This is a genomic window from Amphritea opalescens (genome assembly GCF_003957515.1).
Lineage (GTDB): Bacteria > Pseudomonadota > Gammaproteobacteria > Pseudomonadales > Balneatricaceae > Amphritea > Amphritea opalescens.
The window spans coordinates 24,923-49,483 of the sequence record NZ_RQXW01000003.1; the positions used below are offsets into that span (position 1 = coordinate 24,923).

Below are 24,561 nucleotides of genomic sequence, written 5' to 3' on the forward strand. Positions count from 1 at the left end.
GCATCCCAGAAATAATATCTAGCGCGAATTGAGTACTGCCAAGATGATGGCTAATTTTTAGACAAAAAAAACCCGACCTTGGGAGTCGGGTGAATGATTGGATGAGAGTCCACTTACTTAAGACTAGAGAGCCTTACAACGTACCTAACAGCCTAACTTTGTAACAACTTAACTATGTAACAATAGCGACAACCTTGTAACAACCTTTCTAACAACTCGGTAAACATGAGCCTGAGGGGGAACCTGAGAACTCATGACAAAGCCGATAAGTCACAGTATAGTCAACCCAACTATAAATAAAATACGAATTTACTATGTAAATAGTAAGATTTATTCGATCATTATCCCTATTCAGGTATCACCATGAACTTTAAACATCTGCGCTATTTTCTCGTTGTTGCCCAGGAAGGCAGCATTAATAGAGCCAGTGAGAAGCTCCACCTGACACCTCAAACCATTAGTGGCCAACTAAAGCTGCTTGAACATGAACTGGGCACTGCGCTGTTTAAAAAACGCGGCCGTAACCTCATATTGACAAAGGCTGGACAACACGCCCTCAACTACGCCGAAGACATTTTCCAGCTAGGGGATGAACTACAACAGAGTATTGATAATCCGGCCCCTCATAAGCAGCAACGTTTCAATATTGGTATCGCCGACGTGCTGCCCAAACTGATCACCTACCACCTGCTAGAACCGGCACTGAAGCTCAATGATGCAAGCCGACTAATCTGCGAAGAAGGCCCACTTCCGAGTCTGCTGGCGGATCTCGCCACCCAGAAGCTCGATCTGGTACTGGCTGATCGACCTCTTGATGCTAGCTTTCATATTCGCGGCTATAACCACCTATTAGGCGAATGCGGCCTTAGTTTTTTCGCCACCACCACGGTAGCCGCCACTTATCGAGCTAACTTTCCCGCTTCACTGGAAGGCGCCCCCATGCTTATGCCCTCCGCCGAAACAGAGCGCGGCATGGGGCTGAAACGCTGGTTCGAGCGCTATAAAATTCGTCCGGATATCCGTGTTGAATGTGCCGATACGGCATTAATAGAGGCCTTTGGTCTCTCCGGCGCTGGCATATTTTGCGCGCCAACCGTTATCGAACAGCAGATGACCCGACAATACGGTGTGGAAGTGATCGGTAGGATGGATGATATTCGGGAACGGTTTTATGCGATCTCATTGGAGCGACGAGTGAGTCACCCCGGTGTACTCGCGGTGTGCAATGCGGCAAAAATGGCATTCTTTGATGAGGCGGAACCGTCTGATAAAGCAGTGATCAGCGAGTCAACTGCATCAGATCATCAACAATAATATCCGGCTGATATAGCGAGACGGGCTCGCCATGATTATAACCATAGGTGACCGCAACCACCCGACAACCCGCCGCTTGCGCGGCTTTAATATCACTGCGTGAATCGCCCACCATCAGCGTTTGCTCCACAGCAACACCGATTTTTTCCATCGCATAACGTAACGGAAGAGGATGTGGTTTTTTCTCCGCCAAACTATCGCCGCCGAGGATCACTGAAAAATACTGGCGAAGATCAAACTCATCCATCAGCGTCTGGGTAAAACTCATCGGTTTATTCGTCACTAACCCCATCATAACCTGACGCGCTTGCAAAGCATTGAGAAAGTCTCTCACGCCCGAATAGAGCCGACTTTGCTCCGCACAACAGAGGCCATAATGGTGTAAGAACAACTCAAACGCCCGATCAAACAGTGCGCTATCGTCCTCAGCAGCACCGCTATAGGCAAGCGCCCGTTTGACCAACATCTGTGCACCATTACCCACCCAGTTGCGTACCTGAGTTTCGCCGACTATTGGTCGATCCAGCGCGGCAAGCATCCGATCAATCGCCAAGGTTAGATCAGGAACGCTGTCCAACAGGGTACCATCTAGATCAAACAGTACTAATTGAGGGTACTCACCGTCATAAAGAGAGGTTAATAACATAGCAGTGAGTCGATCCTATTCATCAGCTAATCATGATTTCGGGAAGAGGTTATACTTGCGCTAATTCAGCCCGCATCTTATCGATGGTGGCTTTATAGTCGTCGGTATTAAAAATGGCTGAACCCGCCACAAAGGTATCCGCTCCAGCCGCGGCAATTGCGCCTATATTGGCAATACCAACGCCGCCATCCACTTCGAGGCGAATATCGTAGCCACTTTGTTCAATAATCGCACGGGCCTGTTTTAGCTTATTCAACGTACCCGGAATAAACTTCTGACCGCCAAATCCAGGGTTAACCGACATCAGCAGAATCATATCCACTTTATCGAGCACATAGTCTAGATAGCTCAGTGGAGTCGCTGGATTAAACACCAAGCCTGATTTACAACCACCATCACGAATCATCTGCAACGAACGATCAATATGTTCAGAGCCTTCTGGGTGAAAGGTAATAATACTGGCGCCGGCATCGATAAAGTCGCCGATCAGCCGATCAACGGGTTTCACCATCAAATGTACATCGATAGGGGCTTCAATACCGTGCTTACGTAGCGCCTTACACACCATCGGACCAATCGTTAGGTTTGGCACATAATGATTATCCATCACATCAAAGTGGACATAATCAGCCCCCGCAGCAAGCACATTTTCAACCTCTTCACCCAAGCGGGCAAAGTCTGCAGACAGAATGGATGGAGCAATCTTATAATCAGCCATGAACGACTCTCGGAAAGTAAAAGGTAGAGGATTGGGCTATTGTACTTCGCACGCATCGAAACTCAACCAGCTTTCGCTCTTGCTAATATCGTGCAGCTCTTTAATAATCGAAGCATGAAACTTAAACCCCTGTTTTTCACACTATTTTTAGTCATTAGCACCCTATCATCGGCGGCAGAGACCGATAATGCCAATGATACCGAGGCCAACTCAGCCGACAGCAGCACAACGGAGGCAACCACCGCTAGCCGAGTCATGCCTGATCCCGCACGACAGCAGCAAGCAGATCTAGCGCAAGCACAAAACGCTGAAACCGATGTCGTCTGGTTAGAACTCAACGATCAGAAACAACTGGCGCTGCTACAACGGGCGACCACAGCAACGCCAACCGGTCATGTGATTATGTTCACGGCACCCAGTACTGGGGCAGATTGGCCCGACCTCGTGCATCCGCTTCGCACACAGCTAACAGAATATGGCTGGAACACGCTAAGCCTATCACTGCCACGTCCACCCGCTGCAGCCATCCCTAAACGTACCCTTCCCAACCTGCAGAACAGCAACCAGCTTCAGAGTCCTAGCGACAACGAAACCGCCGATGCCGATCAAACCTCGACTGAAACCGCCGACGCAGCTTCAGTAACTCCCGATGCAGCGGAGACGCCTTCAGCGAATGACCCGATGGTTGAATATACCCAGCAAATAGTCACACTGGGTGACCTCGCCGCCAGTCGTCTGGCCGAGCTACCTGGAGATATCACTATTATTCTCGGTATTGGCGAAGGAGCCGTCTGGGCAATGCACTACTTCAGTCAGGATGAAACCCAAGAAAATCGGTTTCTGGTATTGCTCGATCCCATGCCCGTTACGGATGACAAGGCGCCTTCGCTACTGACAATGATTAAAAACAGCCAGTCGCCGATACTGGACCTCTGGTTTAACGACAACCGTTATCAGCAACAACAGGCGAAATTGCGTATGCATACTGCGCTCAGGAGTGGTAACGAGGGCTATCAGCAGTTTCGTCTAAACCAGCGGGCCAATGCTTCCAAAAAAGAGCCCCTGTGGCTGACGCGGCAACTCAGAGGCATTCTTAAGAATCACCTACAGACATCTCAGCCGCCGGACACAACAACCGCTAATCAAGCCGAACTTACACCCGGCAGCTAAACTCATTGGCCCTATGCAGCGCTCTTTTTACGAGCGGTGCGTATCCGGTCATAGGCCCCCTGAATCTCTTGGGTTTTTTCCTTCGCCAGCTGCATCATATCTTCTGGCAATCCCTTAGCGACTAGCTTATCGGGATGGTGCTGACTCATCAGGCGACGGTAGGCTTTTTTAAGTTCGGCATCCGACACGGATTCATCGACGCCCAAAACACCGTAAGACTCTTTCAACAACTCGTGCTCTGAGACAAAACCGCCCTGATGAGATTGATAGCTATGCTGTTGATAAGAAAACTGCGACTGCATCCGTGCGATCAGCGCAGCCATCTCCGCTTGAGACATCTGCAATAAACCGCAGACTTCGCGAATAATAATGGTTTCAGCTTCACTGACCTGACCATCTGCCATCGCCGCCTGCAACTGAATTTCAACGAACATCAATTTCAGGGGAATACGAAAACGAATCAACGCACTCAGGGGTCGCATGACCTCAGCGATATCAAAATCACTCTCTTTACCCTGAGAAAACAGCGCCATCGCTTCAAGACGTCGCTCTTCACTCAATCCCATACGACCCATCACTTCTCGGGCGTACTGAATCTCGGCTTCACTGACATGACCATCGGCCTTTGCCAATTTACCCATCACGGTAAACGTCGCCCGAAAAAAAGCATCCTGAGGGTTCAGCGCGTTACCTAAGGCATTTTTCAGCGCGGCCGATATCCCTACGCCAATACCCGCCCCCATCAATAAGCCAAATAAGCCACCGCTCAATAGGCCAATAAACCCACCGATAATCAGGGCGGTACGATTTCTACGGATCAACTGACCCAAACTAAAGCCTGCGTTTTCACTTTTAAATGCCATCTACCCGACCTTTATTTATATCTTCACTGACGCCTTGAAGTCGTTCAGGCGTTCCTATATCGCGCCAATACCCCGAAAAGCATTCGCCGCTCACACGACCAGCCTGCATCGCTTTGCGTAACAACGGCGCCAAAGGAAACTTCCCCTCGATACAACCGTCAAAGAGCTCAGGCGAGATGAGACTCATACCACTATACGTTAACTTTGTATCACCCTGCTCAACGACACGCCCCTGCTGCAACTGGAAATCACCTGCTGGATTGTGGGTTGGATTAGCCGTCATCACCAAGTGAGCTTGATCATCCGCCGCCATGCGGTGGGCCACTAAAGCAGCAAACGGATAATTACTAAACACATCCCCATTAACCAAGAGAAAGGGCTCTCCCATATCACTCAACCAAGGCAGTGCTTGAAAGATTCCCCCACCGGTTTCTAACGGTTCGGACTCCGGCGACCAGTGCACCTTAGCCCCCCAGCGCCGGCCATCACCCACAAAAGCTTCGAGCTGCTCACCCAACCAAGCATGGTTGATAACTATCTCCGTGACTCCCGCCGCCACTAATCGTTCAATATGGTATTCAATCAGTGGTTTACCCGCGACTGGCAGCAACGGTTTTGGGGTTGTCAGCGTTAGGGGCCGCATGCGGGTTCCCAAACCCGCAGCCAAGATCATCGCTTTCATCAACTAAACCACTTATCGAGATGCTGAGGATCAAATTGTTCACTAGCATACATCGCTGGCACAACAACCTCCTGCAACCAAGTAGAAAAGGTAAATAGTGCATCATAGCGACCTGCCACTCGAATTATGTAATTAACGGTTCGAGGAATATCCTCAAGATAACCCGCCTTACCATCTCGCAGATACAATCGGGCAAAAATACCCGCAGCCTTCAGATGTCGCTGAGCCCCCATCAAGTCAAACCAGCGATAGAAGGTTTCTCGGTCATATTCTGTCAACGTTCCTTCGGCTAGCAACATCTCAGCAAATTGATCAACCCAACCATACACACGCTTATCTGGCCATTCGATATAGCAATCACGCAGTAACGACACAAGATCATAGGTTATCGGCCCAATCACCGCGTCCTGAAAATCAATCACTCCCGGTGTACCTTCACCATCCACCAGCAGATTTCGCGAGTGATAATCACGGTGCACACACACCTGAGGCTGTGCCAATGCTGATTCAATCAGGTAATCAGATACCTCGGCAAACAGATGTTTCACGCCGGGGCCCACCTCTATCGCTAACAGATCAGCCACTAACCAATCGCGGAACAGATCCATCTCTCGCTGCAACAGAGCGCGATCATAATACGCTAGCGGATAATCAGTGATCTCCTGGCAAGGTTGTATATGGATCAGTGTCTGTAGCGCCTGACGGTAAAGCTCATCCGCACTATCGTCATTTAACTGCCCGAGATAAAGATCATCACCCAGATCAGACAACAGCATATACCCCTGATCAAAATCAACGGCATAAACCCGCGGCGCATGTATTTCCAAGGTTTCCCAAGCGTTGGCAATGCAGACAAACGGATGGCTATCTTCTTTTTCCGGCGGAGCATCCATCAGAATCCAGCTTTGACCGTCGCTTTTAACCCGAAAATAACGCCTAAAACTTGCATCACCAGACACAGGAACGCACTGCCAATCCGCGGCCAAATCTATTTTCAGCTCGGCAAATACCTGCTCAACCCACTGCCTGAGTCCGGTCAGCCTTAGTCCCATATCGATCAATCCCCTAGCCTTGTTATAGCTGAATGTTTTATCATGCCATGCTCAATGGGCTATGTTACTCGAATCAAGGTTTAGCGATAAGAGAAAAGACACTTTTTCTGCGCTTCCTAATGGACAATCTGAATGCCGTTCTCAAGACGTTCTTCCTACACACTGACACTGGCGATTATTGCTGCAGCGCCAACAGCACTCATGGGTGCAGAAACGGATACCAATATCCGTGACGCCCTATGGACCTGCACCATGGAAAATGGCCAAAGCTGGCAATGCGATCACCCCGAAAGGGAGGATGTTCTGCCACCAGCCGTTGACCCTGCGGCACCGACCGTCGCCGCCGAAAGCACCGAGGTCGACGTCGCGCCTGTCGTGACTCAAGTAAACAGAGCAAAACCACAGGTTAATGGTGCTTGGCTCTGCGAGGCGAGCGCTACCGGCGGTTGGGCATGTGCAGGCAATGAGCCAAACTCCCCTGTCGCTACAAGTAAGCCGAGTACCGCCGCAGTCGCAAATACCGTAGCGACTTCAGATACAATTACAGCGTCACCAAAGATCTCTGCGCCTGTCGTAAATCCACCAAAAACGACAGCCGCACTCACAGAATCCCTAGCGACAACCGTCACAGTAACGTCAAAGGTCTCAACACCTGTTGTTCGTCAACCAAATAAAACAGCGAAGCAACAACGCCTAGAGGCTCTGAAAGAGCAAGCCGATCTAAGCGATACCCGTTATGCCAGCCAAGATTGGTATCCCATTACAGGGGCCTCAAGAGCATGTTTTGGTGTCTACATCGAGCCTGACGATGAGATCGCTGCGAATGATAACGAAAATCTCACCGTTGATGCCGACAGTTCCAAAACCGAACTTGGTGGGCTCACACAGCTAGAAGGCAATGTAGAGCTACGGCAACAGGGGCATTTTTTACGCAGTAATTCTGCAGAGGTTGATCAGGTTTCAAATCAGATCACCATGACCGGTGATATCCGTTACCGTGAGCCAGGCTTGTTACTTCGCGGCGCTCAGGCGCAAACCAACGCCCTTACCGGTGAAACAGTCATCAGTGATGCTGACTATATTGTTCACGAGCAATCATTGCGCGGCGAAGCTAAGCGCATTATTCGACTACAAGACAACCGGATACGGATGGAGAAGAGCAGCTATACCACCTGCTCACCCTCAGATGAAAGTTGGCAAATCTCGTCTGACTCTCTAGTCCTCGACCCCAATAAGGGTTTTGGTACCGCACGCCACGCCACATTAGAAGTGGCTGGGACACCGGTATTTTATTTTCCCTATCTCGAATTTCCAATCGACGACCTACGTCACTCAGGCTTTTTATTCCCTTCGTTCGGTTACTCCAACGACGATGGACTCGAGATAGCAACCCCTTACTACTTTAATCTAGCACCCGATTATGATGATACGCTAACACCTAAGATCTACACCGAACGGGGCTTATTGCTGGAAAATGAGTTTCGCCATATGAACAGCTATGGCCAGCAAGCGCTCAGCACCGGGCTGATGTTTGACGATAATGAGGCAGACCGTGATCGCTGGTTAGTCGGTATTGATCATACGGGTTACAAAGGCGCTTGGAGTAGTCAGATAGACTTTAATGCCGTCAGTGATGATGACTACTTCGATGACCTAGGTTCAAGTTTAGAGGTAGATCGTTCCAATCACCTGAACCGGTTAGCAGAGGCCACTTATAGCCAACAAAACTGGGAAGCTACTCTTCGAGCACACAGCTATCAGACTATCAACGATAGTGACTCCCCGTATCAAAAAATGCCACAGTTACAAGTTAAGGGCAGCTATAGTTATGATTTGGGCCAAGAAGTGGTGCTCAGTTATTTGACCGACGCGACCCAGTTTGATCGAGATATCGAAGATCTTACCGGTATCGATCGAGTCACCGGCACCCGCTTCCACGTTCAACCCTCGATTAGTGTACCGATGATCTCATCTTGGGGTTATTTAACGCCGAAACTGAGCTACTGGTTAAGTCAATATGAACTAGAAGATCAAATCGCTGGCGAAGATGACAGCATCAGTCGTGCCACCGGGGTCTTCAGCATTGACTCAGGGCTTTTGTTTGAACGTCAAGCTGGCGACTATACCCAAACACTGGAACCTCGCTTATTTGCCCTCTACAGTGAGAAAGAGGATCAACAAGGTATTCCTGACTTCGATACCGCCGAAGCTGACTTCAGCTATGAAGGTCTCTTCAGAGAGAACCGCTTTACCGGCCTCGATAAAGTTAGTGATAACCAACAGATTACCGCGGGTATCGGCTCGGGCTTTTATCGCGAGGATGGTAGTGAAATGGCACACGTAGGCCTTGCGCAAGCTTACTATTTTGCCGACCGCACCGTGCAACTTAATGGCGATACCAGTGTCGATACTGAGGAGCAATCCAACTTTGCCGCCGAAGTTTACTGGAATCCTTATTCAAAACTTCGCTTTTCAATGGATACCGAACTGGACAGGAACGATCTAAGCCCATTAGAGAGCAACTTCAAAGTACGCTACACTCCGGCGATCAATAAAGTGATCAACCTCAGCTATCGTTATCGGGAAGATGTGCGCGATCAGGTTGAAATGTCATTTATTTGGCCACTCTCACCCGAGTGGACCGCCATGGTACGCTGGCAAGAAGATATGGAAAACTCACAAACGCCCGAAGCATTGCTCGGCCTAGAGTACGCCAACTGTTGTTGGAAAGTTCGGGTTGCTGCACGCCAATGGATAGAGGATGATAGCGATGGTCAGGAAGATACCGCCCTGTTTCTGCAATTTATCCTGAAAGGATTAGGTGCAATTGGTAACGGCAGTAATGCGTTACAAGATATTGTTGGCTTTCAAGAACGTGAAGAGAATGATGACTACTAAGCTCATAAAAAAATTAAAGCCATCACTGGCTGCCCTATTTTTAGGCCTCAGCGTCTCGGCCAGCGCCGCAGATATCCCACTCGACCGAATTGTCGCGATTGTTAACGACGATATCGTTCTACAGAGCGAACTGAGCGAACGGGAGGCGATCATTAAAAGCCGCCTCAACGCACAGGGGCGTGGCCTGCCGGACGAACAAACCCTACAGAACCAAGTACTAGACCGCCTCATACTGGATAATATCCAGTTGCAGCTCGGTAAAGAGCGCGGTATCCGTATCAGTGATAGCGAACTGAATGCCTCGATCGAACGTATCGCCGCCAGCTCAAAGCTGACACTGGATCAATTCCGCCAAGCACTGATCGCCGAAGGGCAGGATTACGCTCAGGTACGTCAACAAATTCGCAATGAGATGCTCATTCAGCGCATTCAGCAACGTATCGTCAACAGCCGTATCAATGTCTCCCAGCAGGAGATTGATAATTTCCTGAGCTCCCATCAAGGTGAACAGGCGAACACCGAAAGCTACAATATCTCGCAAATACTGATCGCCGTGCCACTGCAAGCTACCTCAAAAATGCTGCAAGCGGCGCAGAAGCAAGCCGACAGCATCTCTGCACAGTTAAAAGCGGGTGCCGATTTTGCTGAAACCGCGATCGCCCAATCTAAAGGTCCTAACGCCCTAAAAGGCGGTGAAATTGGCTGGCGCAAACTGAATGAGCTACCTGAAGAGTTCGCGACTGTGATCAAAAAACTCAAACAGGGTGAGTTTAGCGCACCACTTCGTAGCCCCAGCGGTTTCCATATATTAAAGGTCAACGACAAACAGGGCGGCAACGTTCAACTGGTCGACCAGGTTAAGGTGCGTCATATTCTCCTCAGCCCGAATGAGATCCGTTCTGCCGCCCAAACCCGCCGTGAGATCGACGCTATCTACCAGAAACTGCAACAGGGCGTTCCGTTCGAAGAACTGGCTAAGCAGCTCAGTGATGACCCCGCTAGTGGCTCATTAGGCGGCGACCTTGGTTGGGCTCAACCTGGCCAGATGGTGCCTGAATTCGAAGAAGTGATGTTCGATACCCAGAAGGGTGAGATCAGCGCGCCATTCGAATCACGTTTTGGCTGGCACATTCTCAAGGTAGAGGATCGTCGACAGCAGGACATGAGCGAAGAGATGAAAACCAATCAGGCTCGGGCGACCATCCGTCAGCGTAAGTTCAACGAAGAACTGCAAAACTGGCTGCGTGAAATCCGTTCTCAGGCCTATATCGAGCTTAAATAAAACCGATGCAAACCTATAGACTGGCCCTCACACCGGGCGAACCTGCCGGCATTGGGCCGGATCTATGTATTCAGATCGCCCAGCAGGGGCATAACCACCAATTAGTGGTGATTGCCGATCCACTGATGCTGCAGGCACGGGCTCGACAGCTTAATCTGCCGATCACTCTGCTGCCCTATGATGCCGCTGCACCGGTGATTCCGACAGCACCCGGCACCTTATGGATCGAACCGATCAGCTTAGTCAAAACAACGGTCGCCGGGCAACTTAATCCGGCGAATGCCCGTTATATTTTAGACACCCTGACCCGTGCCACTCGAGGCTGCCAAAGCGGAGAATTTGCCGCGCTGGTCACCGCTCCTGTCCACAAAGGGATCATCAATGACGCCGGCATCCCTTTTAGTGGCCATACCGAGTTTCTAGAACAACTGACAGACACCCCAAAAGTAGTCATGATGCTCGCGACCGAAGGGTTACGGGTCGCCTTGGCAACCACGCATCTGCCGTTATCAGAGGTACCGGCGGCCATCACTCAGCCACTATTGGAACAGGTTCTCGAGGTGTTACAGCGGGATCTGCAACAAAGCTTTGGCTTAGATAACCCTAGAATTCTGATTGCCGGACTCAACCCCCATGCGGGTGAAGGTGGCCACATGGGACGGGAAGAGATCGACGTCATTCAGCCGGTTATCGATCGCCTGAGAGACAAAGGTTATAACCTGAGTGATCCACTGCCTGCCGATACACTGTTTACCGATAAACTGCTGAATACCGCCGATGCGGTGCTAGCGATGTATCACGATCAAGGGCTACCCGTCTTGAAATACAAAGGCTTTGGCCGCGCGGTTAATATCACCTTAGGAATGCCGATTATCCGCACCTCGGTTGATCATGGCACCGCGTTAGACCTCGCCGGCACCGGCAAAGCCGATTACGGCAGTCTGCTAACCGCCATCAATTACGCTGCCGAGATGGCAGCCAACCGTCATACCGGAACAGTGAATGAGTAATAAGCCTGCAGGTCATAAAGCACGTAAGCGTTTTGGCCAAAACTTTCTTCAGGATCAAGGCGTTATTCGCCGCATTATCCGAGCCATCGCGCCCAGCGAAACAGAACACCTGATTGAGATAGGCCCAGGCCTCGGTGCTATCACTGAAGAACTGCTGGATCTGTGCCAACGTCTTGATGTCGTAGAGCTCGACCGCGACCTGATTCCGATCCTGCGGACTAAGTTTTTCAGCTATGCGGATAAATTCACCATCCACGAAGGCGACGCCCTGAAGTTCGATTTCAGTACATTGCAACTGCAGGATGAGCAATTACGCGTGGTCGGCAACCTGCCTTATAATATTTCCACCCCGCTTATTTTCCACCTGCTCACCTTTGCTGATCAAATCGAAGATATGCACTTTATGCTGCAAAAAGAGGTGGTAGATCGACTGGCGGCCAAACCCGGCGATAGCGCCTATGGTCGACTCGGCATCATGGCACAATATTACTGTCAGATAGAACCGCTGTTTCTTGTGCCACCCCATGCATTCGATCCTGCCCCCAAGGTGGATTCAGCGATCGTACGCTTGGTTCCCTATAAAGAGCTTCCCCATCAAGCGCAGGATATCAGCAAACTAGAGATCGTCGTCCGTACCGCTTTTGGGCAGCGCAGAAAAACCCTGCGTAATAATCTCAAACCCTTACTGTCGGTCGATGAGATTGCCGCACTCGGTATCGACCCTGGCCTGCGCCCCGAACGACTGGCCTTGACCGACTTTATCCGGATAAGCGATTATCTGAGCAGCCAAAAATCACCCGATAACGAAACCCTATGATCTACTCAGACACGTCTCATAACATCGATATCAACGTCAAAACCGCTTATCTGCCGGAACAATCCGATCCAGAAAAGAAGCGCTTTGTCTTTTCCTACCACATCACCATCACCAACCTTGAGCCGCAACCGGTACAACTGTTGCGCCGCCGCTGGTTAATTGTGGATGGTGATGAGCAGGTTCAGGAAGTCGAAGGCGAAGGCGTTATCGGTGAACAGCCAATTATCGAACCACAAGATAGTTACAGCTATACCAGCGGCACTGTGCTGGCAACTCGGGTAGGCAGTATGCAAGGGCACTACCAGATGAAGACCCATGACGGCGAAACCTTCAATGCCGACATCGAACCCTTCACCCTCGCCTTACCGAACGCACTGCACTAAGGAACCCAGATGGCCACCTACGCAATCGGTGATATTCAGGGCTGCTATGATGAGCTACAGGCTCTGCTGCAGCATATCAACTTTAGCGATAACGACCGGCTTTGGTTGGCGGGAGATCTCGTCAATCGCGGCCCAAAATCACTGGAAACCCTACGCTTTCTGTATCGTATCCGCGACCGAGTAGTGGTCACACTGGGTAATCACGATCTCCACCTGCTGGCAGTCTATAGTGGTGCGATCAAAAGCAAACGATCAGATACCTTTGAGAACCTGTTACAGGCTCCTGATGCCGAGGAGCTGATGCAGTGGTTACGCTCACAGCCCCTTCTGGCAACCGATAACGAACTCGGCTTCACCATGGTGCATGCGGGTATTCCACCCCAATGGTCACTAAAAAAAGCCCATAAACGGGCTCGGGAAGTTGAAACCATTCTACAAAGCACTCTCGCCACTGAATTTTTCAAGCGAATGTATGGCAATCAGCCCAACTGCTGGTCTCCAGATTTAGAAGGCTTCGATCGCCTGCGAACTATCACCAATTACTTTACCCGCATGCGTTTTTGCGATGCTAGCGGGCATATGGAATTTTCTGCCAAGGGCTCACTGTCGAGCCAACCGACCGGCTTCTTACCCTGGTTCAGCCATGAGGGCAAGGTGTTGAAAAAAAGCCGCATCGTCTTTGGCCACTGGGCTGCGTTGGAAGGCAAGGCCGATCGAGCGAACGTTTATGCATTAGATACCGGCTGTGTTTGGGGTGGCAAACTCACCGCCCTACGACTCGAAGACCAACAGCTGTTTTCTGTTAATAGTAAAATGAGGTACGGTAACTGATGGACACCTTTGAATGTATCGATATCCCCCGCGCGGAAACACTTATCGCTGAGGGCGCAGTCGTTGTTGATATTCGCGATCCACAAAGTTATCAACAGAAGCATATTAAAAACGCGATTCACCTCAACAATGAAACCCTACATGATTTCATACAGTCCGCGGATATGGACGACCCGGTGATTGTTTGTTGTTACCACGGTTTCAGCAGTCAATCCGCCGCTGGTTTTTTACTGCAACAGGGCTTTGATCAGGTGTACAGCCTCGATGGTGGATTTGAGCTTTGGCAGGCAAGTCGCCCCGACCTATGCGATAAAAGCTAACGATGCAGATCTATCTAGTCGGCGGCGCGGTTAGGGACCGGTTACTTGATTATCCGATTTACGATCAAGACTGGGTGGTCGTGGGTGCGACGCCTGAAGAGATGCTACAGCAGGGTTTCCGTCCCGTCGGCAAAGACTTTCCAGTATTTCTCCACCCCGATAGCGGTGAAGAGTACGCATTAGCGCGCACGGAACGAAAATCAGGTAAAGGCTATACTGGGTTCCAATACCACGCTAGCCCCGATGTAACCCTAGAAGAGGATCTGATTCGTCGTGACCTAACCATCAATGCGATGGCAATGGACGCTGAAGGGAATATTATCGACCCTTATCATGGCCAACAGGACCTACAACAAAAGCTCCTCCGCCATGTGTCTCCCGCCTTCGCAGAAGATCCGTTGCGTGTACTGAGGGTGGCGCGTTTTCAGGCTCGCTATGCGCCGCTGGGCTTCCATGTCGCCCCAGAAACACTCGCACTGATGCAGCAACTGGCGGCGAGTGATGAACTCGAACATCTCACCGCCGAACGGGTATGGCAGGAGTTTCAACGTGCTCTCAGTGAAGCGGCACCACAGCAGTTTCTCCTGACGCTGCAACAGGCTCATGCACTGCCAGTGCTTTTCCCCGAGCTATTACCCGCGGTAAAGGATTCAACGACTCTCACCGCAATTAGCCAACCGGCTGATACTAAGGTGCGCTTTGCCATTTTAATACGCCGTGCGTTTGCGAATATTCCCGCAGCAGAACGCAGTGAGGCCATCAAAGTATTCTGTGAACGCCATCGAGCTCCCAATGCCTATCGAGATTTAGCATTACAGTTCAGCGGCCAAGCCGAGCAACTCTGTCACTTTACAGAGCTCGATGCGGAGCAACGCCTCGCTCTGGTCAAGGATCTCGATCTTCTACGACGTCAGGAACACCTAGAGTTATTACTGCAGGGCTGTGCACTGATCGACCCTAGCGAACTAGCGGCCAAACATCTGCTACCTCAGCTACTGCTGTCGTTACAGCAGATCAACCCGAAACAACTCATGGCACAAGGGTTTAAAGGTAAGGCACTAGGTGAAGCGATTCACGAGGCTCAGTTACGTCTATGCCAACAACAAATCGACGGACAACAACCATGAAACACCCCGTTGCCCTCATTACCGGCGCCGCACGACGCATTGGCGCGACGATCACCCGTCAACTCTGGCAGCAGGGGTATCGGGTGATCATCCACTGCCACCACTCTCATCATGAGGCAGAACAGCTCGCCAAAGAGCTCAACAGCCTACGCGCCGATAGCGCCACGGTACTGCAAGCGGATCTAAATAGTCACCAACAGGTGACGCAATTAGCGTCTCAAGCTCTCGACTGCTGGAGGCAGATCGATCTACTAATCAACAATGCGTCCTCTTTTTACCCGACACCGCTGGAGGAAAGCACCGAACAACAGTGGGATGAACTGGTCAACAGCAACCTAAAAGCGGCTTACTTTCTCTGCGCCCAGCTAGCCGAATCTTTGACCCAGCAACAGGGCTGCATCATCAATCTCATTGATATCCACGCCCAACGAGCTCTGCCCGGGTATCCGATCTACTCTATCGCCAAAGCGGGTTTACAGATGATGACCTTGAGTCTAGCCAAAGAGCTCGCGCCGCAGGTGCGCGTCAATGGTGTCGCACCAGGACCGATTCTTTGGCCTGAACAGGCAGCAGCGATCAGCTCGACAGAACAAGCTGCCATTGTGGATAAAACACTTTTGAAACGGACAGGAACGCCCGAGGATATTGCCGAGACGGTACTTTTTTTAGCGGGCCAGCGCTTTATTACCGGCCAGATTATCGCGGTTGATGGTGGAAAATCACTCTATAGCCACTAAAAAGGCTGCTCGTTAGCTTGCATCGAGACCCTTGAATCAACTTAACGGCTAATCCACTTAACGGTTAATCATCTAAGCCAATCAAAGGGCTTTCCATCACGGCAGCGATAGCAGCCATCAATTCCCGCTCAACCGGCACAACCTGCCCATCATGACGTACCACCTGCACCATCCCTTTCAACATCCGCTGGCGCAAAAAGGGCGTGGCCATGGCCAATACCGATACGGCAGAGGCAAAGGCTTCTCGCGTACAATCGGCTTGAGGCACTGGCTGGAGTGTATACAGTCCGGCAACACCTGCACCGCGATGAAAGGCCTTAAGAGTGACTTCGTCGTCGGTCTCACCATGATAAGCCAGCATTGAAATCACCATGGCGTATTCATCGGCGATGGTATCGATCTTCTTATGCCGGTTATCCCGCTGCCGATGTGCACCAAAATGCGCATCACAGTAGCGACTCACCAATTGATACAGTACCCATTCAAACAGGTCGATCTGCTGATCGGCCTGTACCACCTGCAATAACAACCGCTTAAAGGCTTTATATTGGCTGGCCGACTGTGCTTTCAGTGCCGGCAGTGTTAGCTCAATCAAGGATAGATATTCCGAGCGAGACAGTGCTTTAAACTGGTCAAGGTAACCCGATAATCGAGTAGAAAGGGCCGCATCCTCAATTTCAATCAGACTAAACTGCTGCTGCCGCACCCCACTATCACCATCCATCAGCAAACCTAACAGAACCACTCGGGCATCATAGGGATCTCTCGCTAACTGATAGAGATTATTCTCGGCCGCGTCGGCAACCGTCTCTGGCGCTGCATAATCCATCAGCTCTGCGCCCACCAATGCTCCGAGAAAGCCTTCAATAACCTGCGGTTGAGGACGATTTGCTTTGATCGTTTTATCCACATCTTGTTCTGTCGACGTTAACGACGGCTGAGGCTGAAGATATTGTCCATCCCAGCGGGGATCGACTTTACGAATGCGCACATCCAAGGGTGGGTGAGTCGACCACAGCCAACTCGGCATTACCGCTGAAAAAAACAGATGACCCGCTTCCTGACACTCGGGATGCTCCAAATGCCCCTGCACCCGACTACCGCCAATCACCTTCAGCGCCCCAGCAATACCTTCTGGGTTACGCGTAAACTGCACGGCCGATGCATCTGCTAAAAATTCCCGCTGACGACTAATGGCCGCTTTAATCATATTGCCCGCCATGACACCACACCAGCCGACCACCATTAAGCCAACCCCTAACAGCACAAGATAACCACGGCTAGAGCTACGCGACTTAGTCGAATCGGCCCACCAACTGGTACGGCTACTGGCAAACACACGGCCCAATTCCGCAAAAAACACCATCCCGTGCAGCATCACCAGCAATCGCATATTGAGCCGCATATCACCGTTGAGAATATGACTAAACTCATGCGCGATAACCCCTTGCAACTGGTCTCGGCTCAGGCTATCTAGTGTCCCTCGGGTGACACAGATCGCCGCATCGGTCAGCCCCAAACCCGCTGCAAACGCGTTGATACCGGCTTCTCGGCGCATCACATAGACCGGCGGTACCGGCACACCCGCCGCAATGGCCATCTCCTCAACCACATTAATCAAGCGGCGCTCAGCAATATCGGTGGTCAAGGGCAACACCTGCTCGCCACCGAGTTGCTCTGCCACCGCACCACCGCCCTGCTTCACATCGAGCCATTTCAACCAGGCAGCAAACATCAGCAGTAGTGCGATCGCCATCGCCACCACTAGAATGCGTTCCCAACTGAGATAATCTAAGAATACCCGATCAGCCAATAAGAGCGGGTCATCATTCACCCAGAGATACCAGGCAAATAGCAGGTTAATCAGGCACACTAAGGCAATATTTAACAGCACAAACAGCAGCAATAAAAGACGGCTACGTTGACGCGCCTGATCCTGAGCAGTATAGAAATTCATCGATAGCGCCGATCGCTAATCCTTATCACGGTTAATCAAAAGCTAACTTTCGGCGCAGCTTGTATCTGTTCACGATCAGCAAATTCCAACAGGGAAGCATCCTTAACATGACCAAAGGTACCCGCGAGGATCACCGGCGGAAAACTCTGTTTATAACTATTGTACTCGGTCACCGCATCGTTAAAGGCTTGCCGAGAAAACGCCACACGGTTCTCTGTCGAGGTTAACTCTTCACTCAGTTGGCGCATATTGGCGTCGGCTTTAAGTTCAGGATAAGCCTCAACCACAATATTCATTTTTCCCAACGCACCTTGCAAGCCGCCCTCAGCTTGCGCCAGTTGAGATAATGCTTGACCGCTACTAGGATCAGCCGCAGCCGCTTTAAGTCCCGCCACCGCCTCATTACGGGCAGCAATGACCGCTTCCAGCGTGCCCCGCTCATGTTCTAGATACGCTTTAGCCGTTTCTACCAGATTCGGGATAAGGTCATAACGCCGCTTAAGTTGCACATCAATCTGCGCAAAGCTGTTCTCAAAACGGTTTTTCAGTGTCACCAAGCGGTTATAGATCGCCACCACATAGAACACCAACGCAGCAACAACGACCAAAAAAATCAGTGAGCCCATACCCATTTTATTCCCCTGTTTGATATCAGTATTGCGGTGTTAGTTAAGCTGAAAGATCGTTCTCTCGCCAGATAAACGGCACTGGATACAATGATTGTTTCTCTTTATCGTAATCTAACCATAGCTGCTGATACGTTTCGGCCAACACCGGATGTCGAGCTTTGGGTGCTAGTTCGGCGAGAGGCCATAGCACAAATGCATTTTCGGTAATTTCCCCACGCGGTAGTGTCACGCCATCGATCGTGCCGATGAGCGCATCATAGGTCAAAATATCCACATCTAAAGTACGGCCGCTAAATTTTTCAGAGGTGCGGCAACGATCGTTGTCATCCTCAATCTTTTTTAACGTTTTGCTCAGTTCGCCGACCGGCAACTCCGTTTTAAAGGAGGCAACGAGGTTGTAAAAATTATCACCCTCAAAACCAACGGGCTCGCTTTCGTATACCGGCGACAAGGCTAGTTTTTCAAAGTGCGCATCCAGCGCATCAAGGCAACGCTTAATATAGACTTCACGTTCGGTATTACTACCGATACTTACAAATACCTCAGCCATCAGAAACGCTCTCCCCGCTCAATAATGACGCCTACATCTCGTGCCATCGGCACTGCTCCGGGCTTACCCAGCTTCAGTTTGAGCCAACGCACACCAAATTCATCCAGCACAATCTGCGCAATCTCTTCAGCCATGGTTTCCACCAATAAAAATTCACTGGTTTCGATAAAGCTAATTAGGCGGTCGGAGACCGTTTTATAATTAAGGGTGCTATCAATATCTTCAGCGGCCGCAGCCTGCTGAATATCTGTCGCCATCTCAATATCCAGACATACTGTCTGACGGATTTCGCGCTCCCAATCGTAGATTCCAATGACGGTCTCTACTTTTAAACCCTCTATGTACACAATATCCAAGACAAAACCCTTACGATCTAGCAATTGATGTCGGATTTTTCACAAATGATTTAAAGCGCCTCTTTAAGCGCTCTCTTTGATCGAGTCCAACCTGTTTTAATAATCATACGCCCTGACACCTGCACCAGTATATATCGACCATCACCCTGCCAAACGAGACGCCGAGAAGAACAATAGCGCCGCTTTAACTGAATGATATGGTTACAGGTTCTTTCACTCGTGAGGCGCATATCCTCTTTACCCCACTGAGCATAGAGACGCGCAATATTATCACCTGCCCTAATCAGACTACCATCTTCCATTCGCAATCCTGCTGAACAAACGTTCGCCAGCAACAACAGCGTTAACAGTATTATTTTATTCATCCTTGAATACCTCTACCGATTTATATCCCTTTCATCCTCAGCTTAAGTACGCTATAAAAAATAGTTCAATCCATAAAACAGCGGAATAGGACTATGATCGAAGCAGGTGCCGCCATCACGTTGAGCGTAATGATCATCGCCTATCTGCTAGGTTCCATTTCCAATGCGGTTATTATTTGCCACTTTATGGGGATTGGTGATCCTCGTCAACTAGGCTCAGGCAACCCTGGGGCAACCAATGTATTGAGGACAGGCAATCGAGCGGCCGCGTTATTAACACTGACCGGCGACCTGAGTAAAGGCATGCTCGCGGTCTCCATCGCACAGTGGATGGATCTCGCGCTATTTGATCAAGCACTGGTGGGTATCTGCGCGTTGATAGGCCATGTGTGGTCGATCTTTTTAGGCTTTAGAGGTGGTAAAGGGGTCGCCACCATGCTCGGTTGCTGTCTATTTCTTGACTATCGACTGGCGCTATTTCAGGTTGCCGTTTGGCTCATTCTGTTAGCCACCCGCCGCATATCCTCACTGGCAGCGGTCTGCATGGCACTCATGAGTCCCCTGTTTTGCTGGGTACTCATCCCGCCATTATTCTTACCAATTTTGATTATGAGCAGCTTGATATTGGCAACCCATCATCAAAATATACGCAACCTACTCAACCGCTGCGAAAATCCGTTGTAACAAAAGTAGGGGGCGGTGAGCTTTGCGAACCGCACCATTCCAAGCACAGTACCATCGCCATTGGTTTCATGGGCACCAACGGTGCGATTCGTGAAGCTCATCAGCACCCTACAGCCACAAGAATCGCGGTGAAGCATCAACCGCACCGATACTGCTACAGATCAACTTAACCTTTTGTGATAGGCTCAAGTGTGTCCATCGGCCAGCGGGGCTGACACTGGATCGACAGATCACTGCTCTGACCCGCCATCAAACGCTGACATCCCGCATAGGCGATCATCGCACCATTATCGGTACAAAACCGTGGCCGCGCATAAAAGAGCGCCGCACGTTCTTTCTTAACCATCTCCTCAAGACGTTCGCGCAAACGCTGATTTGCACTGACACCCCCAGCAATAATCAACTGCTTAAAACCGGTTTGCTGCAGCGCCCGGCGACACTTGATCGCCAAGGTATCAACCACGGCATCTTCAAATGCAGCCGCAATATCACAGCGATCTTTTTCTGCCAAAACACCATCAACTCGCAGATCATTGGAGGTATTCAGAGTAAAGGTTTTTAAGCCACTGAAGCTAAAATCCAGCCCAGGACGATCCGTCATCGGCCGAGGGAAACGAAACCGACTACGATCACCCTGCTCGGCTAAACGTGCCACTTCCGGTCCACCGGGATAGTTAAGCCCGATCATTTTAGCGGCTTTATCGAACGCTTCACCGGCCGCGTCATCTAAGGACTCACCCAGCAGCGTATATTCACCGATGCCATCGACCTGCACTAACTGGGTATGACCACCCGAGACTAGCAGCGCAACAAAGGGAAACGCCGGAGGATGCTCTTCGAGCATCGGCGCTAACAGGTGGCCCTCCATATGATGCACGCCAATCGCAGGCACGCCCCAAGCCAGCGCCATCGCCCGACCGGTCGAAGCCCCCACCATCAGCGCGCCGATAAGACCGGGCCCTGCTGTATAAGCGACCGCATCAATGGCATCCGCCTGCATATCCGCCTGCTGTAAAACCTCTTTCACCAGCGGCAACAGCTTGCGTACATGGTCACGGGATGCCAATTCAGGCACAACGCCACCATATTCCGCATGCACCGCCACCTGACTATAGAGAGCATCACCTAACAACCCCGCTTCACTATCGTAGATGGCTACACCGGTTTCATCACAGGAGGTTTCGATTCCTAACACACGCATTATTAACTGTTCTCACTCATAATCATTGATAAATGCCAGCACGAAAACCGCAGCCCGCTTGAGATCCGGCTATTATCATCCATTTTTACAATCATTTCATCGTATTTAGGCTTTACACTGTCGATCCATAAGAATAAAATACCGGCCCTTATTGGCCAGCTGTGTCTAATACTCAGCGGAACAGACATTAAATTTCTACAGGAAAGGTAAGGTATTATATGCCAGCAGTTAAAGTTAAAGAAAACGAGCCATTTGACGTAGCTCTGCGTCGCTTCAAACGTTCTTGCGAAAAAGCCGGTGTACTGGCTGAAGTGCGTCGTCGTGAATTCTACGAAAAGCCAACTTCAATCCGTAAGCGTAAGGCTGCTGCTGCTGTTAAGCGTCACCTGAAGAAAGTTCAGCGCGAAAACCAGCGCCGCGTACGTCTGTACTAAGATCTTTACTACGCATTAAATAGTCCAATACAGCGAGGAGACCGGTATGTCCGATCTGAAGCAACGCATCAGTATCGAGATGAAAGCAGCCATGCGCGCGAAAGCAAAAGAGCGCTTGGGCACTATCCGGATGATCCTTTCTGAGCTTAAACGCATCGAAGTGGATGAGCGTATTGAATTAGATGATGTACGAGTACTCGCGACGCTAGATAAAATGCAAAAGCAGCGTCGCGACTCGATTGCGCAGTTTAATGCTGCCGGTCGTGATGATCTGGCCGATATTGAGCAACGGGAGCTTCTTGTTATTAAGGAGTTCCTGCCTCAGCCTCTAACAGAAGCAGAACTTGCCACCATTGTTAAGCAAGCCGTTATAGATTCCGGCGCGCAAAACATGCAAGAGATGGGCAAAGTGATGGCTCTGGTAAAACCTCAGGTTCAAGGTCGCGCAGATATGGGCGCTATCAGCCAACTCGTCAAAAACGCATTAAATAGTTAATATCACTGCTGAACCCACCCCTCATCAGCAGGTAGTCTGACACTATGGCCGGACGCATACCACAATCATTTATTGATGACCTTCTTTCACGTGTTAACGTTCTCGATATCGTTGAAGCCCGCGTAAAACTGAAACGCACCGGCAAAAACTATTCTGGCCTCTGCCCGTTCCATAAAGAAAAATCACCCTCATTTACCGTCAACAATGAAAAACAGTTCTATTACTGCTTTGGTTGCGGCGCCGGTGGTAATTCACTCAGCTTTTTAATGGAACACGACCGTCTCAGCTTTCCTGAAGCCGTTGAAGAACTCGCTAAACTGGCGGGTGTTGAAATGCCCAAAGCTGATGGCCCAGTTGATCATCAACGCGAACAGCGGATCAAAGACATCTATGCCCTGCTCGAAGAAGCTTCCAACTTCTACCAGCAACAGCTAAGAGAACACCCCCACAAAGCAGTAGCTGTCAACTATCTCAAAGACCGCGGCCTAACAGGCCAGTTTGCCGCCCGCTTTGGCATTGGGTATGCTCCACCCGGCTGGGACAACATACTTAAAAAACTCGCCAAAGATGAAGCCACTAAAGTCAGGCTAGAGCAAGCCGGCATGCTGATCAAAAAAGAGGATTCCGATCGCTATTACGACCGTTTCAGGGAACGTATTATGTTTCCGATACGCGACATGCGCGGCCGAGTGATCGCCTTTGGCGGGCGCGTGCTGGGCGATGAAAAACCCAAATACCTCAACTCACCGGAAACCGACACCTTTCATAAAAGCCGTGAGCTTTACGGCCTCTATGAAGCTCGCAAGTTCAACCAGTCCCTCGACCGCCTTATTATCGTCGAAGGCTATATGGACGTTGTCGGCTTAGCCCAATATGGCATTGGCTATGCGGTCGCCACACTCGGTACAGCGACTACTGCACAGCACCTCGAACGACTACTTAAGATGGTCCCTGAAGTGATCTTCTGCTTTGATGGCGACGCCGCGGGACGTAAAGCAGCCAAACGAGCTCTCGACACCACCATGCCGGTCATCACCGACGGTAAACAGGCGCGCTTTCTCTTTCTACCCGAAGGCGAAGATCCTGACAGTTTAGTACGCAAGGAAGGCTGTGAAAAATTTGAGCAGCGTTTGAGCGAATCACTACCACTATCAGACTTCTTCTTCAAAACCCTTGAGGACGGCGCCGACATGCTCTCTCTCGATGGTCGCGCCCAATTCAGTAATGAAGCGCTACCACTGATCGATCAGATGCAACCCGGCATCCTCAAACAGATGATGCAGGAAAAGATATCAGAACTGACCGGGCTCAGCCTAGAACAACTTGTCAGCGTCAATAATTTACAAGAAACCACCGTTAGCCACAGCCACGCCCCCAGCCCTGACTACGCCTACGAAGCACCTAATTATCAGGACGATGGTTACTTTGAACAGCCCGAATACACTAGCTACGAGCCCCAATCCTTTAGCAAAAATAAAAAGCCATTTAAAGATTTTGCTAAAGGGAACAAAAAACCCCGCCCAGCACCGCCCGGCGGGTCAGCGGTGCACTTCAACCCAAGCAGCACGGCCGTATCTATCTTACTACACCTACCGTCACTGGCCAGCCAATGCAGTAATCTTGAGATGCTTGCCAGCTCCGATGATAGCGCTGAAATACTGCTCTATCAGCTAGCTACCTACTTACAGGAGCACCCCGGCGTGACACCCGGCATTTTGGCGGTCGACTGGCAGGAGCATGAGCATCTCAAGCCGCTCATTCGGCAACTCAATGAAATTGCCCACCAAACACCGATCATTGATTCGACCAATACCCAACAAGTATTAAGCGATTGCCTTAACCGATTACAAGAACGCCATCTCGATCGTGAGATCCTGAGACTCAAGTCTCAAGGCCATTTGAGCACGGAAGATAAGCAACGGCTTAACCAATTAATCATGCAACAAGCCGGCAGCCGACTAAGAAAAGCACCCGAAAAATAACCATCCGCCTTGAAATTCGCCAAACCACCCCCATAATTGAGCTACAGAGAAAACTCA

At 50.4% G+C, this 24,561-nt stretch carries 26 protein-coding genes; 15 read left to right on the forward strand and 11 right to left on the reverse strand.

Annotation, left to right across the window (positions count from 1 at the left end; genetic code table 11):
* Positions 1-363 precede the first annotated feature (363 nt).
* Positions 364-1,314 (forward strand): transcriptional activator NhaR, encoded by a 951-nt coding sequence (nhaR, locus tag EH243_RS04005; RefSeq protein ID WP_126157364.1) that lies wholly within the window; start codon positions 364-366, stop codon positions 1,312-1,314.
* Here nhaR and EH243_RS04010 read toward each other — a convergent pair.
* The gene (locus EH243_RS04010) at positions 1,280-1,960 is read right to left on the reverse strand and encodes a phosphoglycolate phosphatase (protein WP_126157365.1); all 681 of its coding nucleotides are present in this window, start codon (positions 1,958-1,960) and stop codon (positions 1,280-1,282) included. The genes nhaR and EH243_RS04010 overlap by 35 nt on opposite strands.
* 49 nt (positions 1,961-2,009) lie before the next feature.
* The gene (rpe, locus tag EH243_RS04015) at positions 2,010-2,678 is read right to left on the reverse strand and encodes a ribulose-phosphate 3-epimerase (RefSeq protein WP_126157366.1); all 669 of its coding nucleotides are present in this window, start codon (positions 2,676-2,678) and stop codon (positions 2,010-2,012) included.
* Positions 2,679-2,792: 114 nt separating this feature from the next.
* On the opposite strand from rpe, the gene EH243_RS04020 reads away from it, so the two are divergent.
* Complete coding sequence (locus EH243_RS04020; protein ID WP_126157367.1) at positions 2,793-3,848, forward strand: DUF3530 family protein; 1,056 nt, start codon at positions 2,793-2,795, stop codon at positions 3,846-3,848.
* A gap of 11 nt (positions 3,849-3,859) precedes the next feature.
* Here the strand turns inward: EH243_RS04020 and djlA are convergent, their stop codons facing one another.
* The 3 genes from djlA to EH243_RS04035 are packed head-to-tail and all read right to left on the reverse strand — an operon-like array spanning position 3,860 to position 6,445.
* On the reverse strand, positions 3,860-4,711 hold the full coding sequence (gene djlA / locus EH243_RS04025) for a co-chaperone DjlA (RefSeq protein WP_126157368.1): 852 nt from the start codon (positions 4,709-4,711) through the stop codon (positions 3,860-3,862).
* Entirely contained in the window at positions 4,701-5,393 is a 693-nt protein-coding gene (gene murU / locus EH243_RS04030; protein ID WP_126157369.1) for an N-acetylmuramate alpha-1-phosphate uridylyltransferase MurU, read from the reverse strand. The genes djlA and murU overlap by 11 nt, the downstream gene beginning before the upstream one ends.
* Complete coding sequence (locus EH243_RS04035; RefSeq protein ID WP_126157370.1) at positions 5,393-6,445, reverse strand: aminoglycoside phosphotransferase family protein; 1,053 nt, start codon at positions 6,443-6,445, stop codon at positions 5,393-5,395. The genes murU and EH243_RS04035 overlap by 1 nt, the downstream gene beginning before the upstream one ends.
* 132 nt (positions 6,446-6,577) lie before the next feature.
* Between EH243_RS04035 and EH243_RS04040 the strand changes: the two genes are divergently transcribed.
* The 9 genes from EH243_RS04040 to EH243_RS04080 are packed head-to-tail and all read left to right on the forward strand — an operon-like array spanning position 6,578 to position 15,850.
* Positions 6,578-9,343, forward strand: coding sequence for an LPS-assembly protein LptD (locus EH243_RS04040; protein WP_126157371.1), 2,766 nt, complete (start codon positions 6,578-6,580; stop codon positions 9,341-9,343).
* On the forward strand, positions 9,330-10,625 hold the full coding sequence (locus EH243_RS04045; RefSeq protein WP_241234988.1) for a peptidylprolyl isomerase: 1,296 nt from the start codon (positions 9,330-9,332) through the stop codon (positions 10,623-10,625). Before EH243_RS04040 ends, EH243_RS04045 begins: the two co-directional genes overlap by 14 nt.
* A gap of 5 nt (positions 10,626-10,630) precedes the next feature.
* Positions 10,631-11,635: a 4-hydroxythreonine-4-phosphate dehydrogenase PdxA gene (pdxA, locus tag EH243_RS04050; RefSeq protein ID WP_126157373.1), complete on the forward strand. Its 1,005-nt coding sequence runs from the start codon at positions 10,631-10,633 to the stop codon at positions 11,633-11,635.
* A complete protein-coding gene (rsmA, locus tag EH243_RS04055; protein WP_126157374.1) occupies positions 11,628-12,452 on the forward strand; it encodes a 16S rRNA (adenine(1518)-N(6)/adenine(1519)-N(6))-dimethyltransferase RsmA in 825 nt (274 codons plus the stop codon). Before pdxA ends, rsmA begins: the two co-directional genes overlap by 8 nt.
* On the forward strand, positions 12,449-12,835 hold the full coding sequence (gene apaG / locus EH243_RS04060; RefSeq protein ID WP_126157375.1) for a Co2+/Mg2+ efflux protein ApaG: 387 nt from the start codon (positions 12,449-12,451) through the stop codon (positions 12,833-12,835). The genes rsmA and apaG overlap by 4 nt, the downstream gene beginning before the upstream one ends.
* A gap of 9 nt (positions 12,836-12,844) precedes the next feature.
* Entirely contained in the window at positions 12,845-13,666 is an 822-nt protein-coding gene (locus EH243_RS04065; RefSeq protein WP_126157376.1) for a symmetrical bis(5'-nucleosyl)-tetraphosphatase, read from the forward strand.
* Positions 13,666-13,986 (forward strand): thiosulfate sulfurtransferase GlpE, encoded by a 321-nt coding sequence (glpE, locus tag EH243_RS04070; protein ID WP_126157377.1) that lies wholly within the window; start codon positions 13,666-13,668, stop codon positions 13,984-13,986. Before EH243_RS04065 ends, glpE begins: the two co-directional genes overlap by 1 nt.
* Before the next feature lie 2 nt (positions 13,987-13,988).
* Positions 13,989-15,113 (forward strand): tRNA nucleotidyltransferase/poly(A) polymerase-related protein, encoded by a 1,125-nt coding sequence (locus tag EH243_RS04075; protein ID WP_126157378.1) that lies wholly within the window; start codon positions 13,989-13,991, stop codon positions 15,111-15,113.
* Positions 15,080-15,850, forward strand: coding sequence for a pteridine reductase (locus EH243_RS04080; RefSeq protein ID WP_241234989.1), 771 nt, complete (start codon positions 15,080-15,082; stop codon positions 15,848-15,850). The genes EH243_RS04075 and EH243_RS04080 overlap by 34 nt, the downstream gene beginning before the upstream one ends.
* A 64-nt stretch (positions 15,851-15,914) precedes the next feature.
* On the opposite strand, the gene EH243_RS04085 is transcribed toward EH243_RS04080, so the two are convergent.
* The 5 genes from EH243_RS04085 to EH243_RS04105 are packed head-to-tail and all read right to left on the reverse strand — an operon-like array spanning position 15,915 to position 19,707.
* The gene (locus EH243_RS04085) at positions 15,915-17,807 is read right to left on the reverse strand and encodes a M48 family metallopeptidase (protein WP_126157380.1); all 1,893 of its coding nucleotides are present in this window, start codon (positions 17,805-17,807) and stop codon (positions 15,915-15,917) included.
* A 35-nt stretch (positions 17,808-17,842) separates the two neighbouring features.
* Positions 17,843-18,439 carry a LemA family protein gene (locus EH243_RS04090; RefSeq protein ID WP_206441505.1) on the reverse strand — a complete coding sequence of 199 codons (597 nt, stop codon included), beginning with the start codon at positions 18,437-18,439 and terminating at the stop codon, positions 17,843-17,845.
* 37 nt (positions 18,440-18,476) lie between these two features.
* Positions 18,477-18,986, reverse strand: a complete 510-nt coding sequence (folK, locus tag EH243_RS04095) for a 2-amino-4-hydroxy-6-hydroxymethyldihydropteridine diphosphokinase (protein WP_126157382.1) — start codon at positions 18,984-18,986, stop codon at positions 18,477-18,479.
* A complete protein-coding gene (gene folB, locus EH243_RS04100; protein WP_126157383.1) occupies positions 18,986-19,342 on the reverse strand; it encodes a dihydroneopterin aldolase in 357 nt (118 codons plus the stop codon). The genes folK and folB overlap by 1 nt, the downstream gene beginning before the upstream one ends.
* A gap of 50 nt (positions 19,343-19,392) precedes the next feature.
* On the reverse strand, positions 19,393-19,707 hold the full coding sequence (locus EH243_RS04105; protein ID WP_126157384.1) for a hypothetical protein: 315 nt from the start codon (positions 19,705-19,707) through the stop codon (positions 19,393-19,395).
* A 93-nt stretch (positions 19,708-19,800) separates the two neighbouring features.
* On the opposite strand from EH243_RS04105, the gene plsY reads away from it, so the two are divergent.
* On the forward strand, positions 19,801-20,391 hold the full coding sequence (plsY, locus tag EH243_RS04110; protein ID WP_126157385.1) for a glycerol-3-phosphate 1-O-acyltransferase PlsY: 591 nt from the start codon (positions 19,801-19,803) through the stop codon (positions 20,389-20,391).
* Between the two features lie 166 nt (positions 20,392-20,557).
* Here the strand turns inward: plsY and tsaD are convergent, their stop codons facing one another.
* The gene (gene tsaD / locus EH243_RS04115) at positions 20,558-21,592 is read right to left on the reverse strand and encodes a tRNA (adenosine(37)-N6)-threonylcarbamoyltransferase complex transferase subunit TsaD (RefSeq protein ID WP_126157386.1); all 1,035 of its coding nucleotides are present in this window, start codon (positions 21,590-21,592) and stop codon (positions 20,558-20,560) included.
* Between the two features lie 218 nt (positions 21,593-21,810).
* On the opposite strand from tsaD, the gene rpsU reads away from it, so the two are divergent.
* The 3 genes from rpsU to dnaG are packed head-to-tail and all read left to right on the forward strand — an operon-like array spanning position 21,811 to position 24,504.
* Entirely contained in the window at positions 21,811-22,026 is a 216-nt protein-coding gene (gene rpsU, locus EH243_RS04120) for a 30S ribosomal protein S21 (RefSeq protein ID WP_019622914.1), read from the forward strand.
* Positions 22,027-22,072: 46 nt separating this feature from the next.
* Positions 22,073-22,522, forward strand: coding sequence for a GatB/YqeY domain-containing protein (locus EH243_RS04125; protein ID WP_126157387.1), 450 nt, complete (start codon positions 22,073-22,075; stop codon positions 22,520-22,522).
* Between the two features lie 44 nt (positions 22,523-22,566).
* Entirely contained in the window at positions 22,567-24,504 is a 1,938-nt protein-coding gene (dnaG, locus tag EH243_RS04130) for a DNA primase (RefSeq protein ID WP_126157388.1), read from the forward strand.
* Positions 24,505-24,561 lie beyond the last annotated feature (57 nt).

Coding starts and splice junctions, on each gene's coding strand:
- nhaR (WP_126157364.1), top strand. CDS start 364: ATGAACTTTAAACATCTGCGCTATTTTCTCGTTGTTGCCCAGGAAGGC.
- EH243_RS04010 (WP_126157365.1), bottom strand. CDS start 1,960: ATGTTATTAACCTCTCTTTATGACGGTGAGTACCCTCAATTAGTACTG.
- rpe (WP_126157366.1), bottom strand. CDS start 2,678: ATGGCTGATTATAAGATTGCTCCATCCATTCTGTCTGCAGACTTTGCC.
- EH243_RS04020 (WP_126157367.1), top strand. CDS start 2,793: ATGAAACTTAAACCCCTGTTTTTCACACTATTTTTAGTCATTAGCACC.
- djlA (WP_126157368.1), bottom strand. CDS start 4,711: ATGGCATTTAAAAGTGAAAACGCAGGCTTTAGTTTGGGTCAGTTGATC.
- murU (WP_126157369.1), bottom strand. CDS start 5,393: ATGAAAGCGATGATCTTGGCTGCGGGTTTGGGAACCCGCATGCGGCCC.
- EH243_RS04035 (WP_126157370.1), bottom strand. CDS start 6,445: ATGGGACTAAGGCTGACCGGACTCAGGCAGTGGGTTGAGCAGGTATTT.
- EH243_RS04040 (WP_126157371.1), top strand. CDS start 6,578: ATGCCGTTCTCAAGACGTTCTTCCTACACACTGACACTGGCGATTATT.
- EH243_RS04045 (WP_241234988.1), top strand. CDS start 9,330: ATGATGACTACTAAGCTCATAAAAAAATTAAAGCCATCACTGGCTGCC.
- pdxA (WP_126157373.1), top strand. CDS start 10,631: ATGCAAACCTATAGACTGGCCCTCACACCGGGCGAACCTGCCGGCATT.
- rsmA (WP_126157374.1), top strand. CDS start 11,628: ATGAGTAATAAGCCTGCAGGTCATAAAGCACGTAAGCGTTTTGGCCAA.
- apaG (WP_126157375.1), top strand. CDS start 12,449: ATGATCTACTCAGACACGTCTCATAACATCGATATCAACGTCAAAACC.
- EH243_RS04065 (WP_126157376.1), top strand. CDS start 12,845: ATGGCCACCTACGCAATCGGTGATATTCAGGGCTGCTATGATGAGCTA.
- glpE (WP_126157377.1), top strand. CDS start 13,666: ATGGACACCTTTGAATGTATCGATATCCCCCGCGCGGAAACACTTATC.
- EH243_RS04075 (WP_126157378.1), top strand. CDS start 13,989: ATGCAGATCTATCTAGTCGGCGGCGCGGTTAGGGACCGGTTACTTGAT.
- EH243_RS04080 (WP_241234989.1), top strand. CDS start 15,080: ATGCCAACAACAAATCGACGGACAACAACCATGAAACACCCCGTTGCC.
- EH243_RS04085 (WP_126157380.1), bottom strand. CDS start 17,807: ATGAATTTCTATACTGCTCAGGATCAGGCGCGTCAACGTAGCCGTCTT.
- EH243_RS04090 (WP_206441505.1), bottom strand. CDS start 18,439: ATGGGTATGGGCTCACTGATTTTTTTGGTCGTTGTTGCTGCGTTGGTG.
- folK (WP_126157382.1), bottom strand. CDS start 18,986: ATGGCTGAGGTATTTGTAAGTATCGGTAGTAATACCGAACGTGAAGTC.
- EH243_RS04105 (WP_126157384.1), bottom strand. CDS start 19,707: ATGAATAAAATAATACTGTTAACGCTGTTGTTGCTGGCGAACGTTTGT.
- plsY (WP_126157385.1), top strand. CDS start 19,801: ATGATCGAAGCAGGTGCCGCCATCACGTTGAGCGTAATGATCATCGCC.
- tsaD (WP_126157386.1), bottom strand. CDS start 21,592: ATGCGTGTGTTAGGAATCGAAACCTCCTGTGATGAAACCGGTGTAGCC.
- rpsU (WP_019622914.1), top strand. CDS start 21,811: ATGCCAGCAGTTAAAGTTAAAGAAAACGAGCCATTTGACGTAGCTCTG.
- EH243_RS04125 (WP_126157387.1), top strand. CDS start 22,073: ATGTCCGATCTGAAGCAACGCATCAGTATCGAGATGAAAGCAGCCATG.
- dnaG (WP_126157388.1), top strand. CDS start 22,567: ATGGCCGGACGCATACCACAATCATTTATTGATGACCTTCTTTCACGT.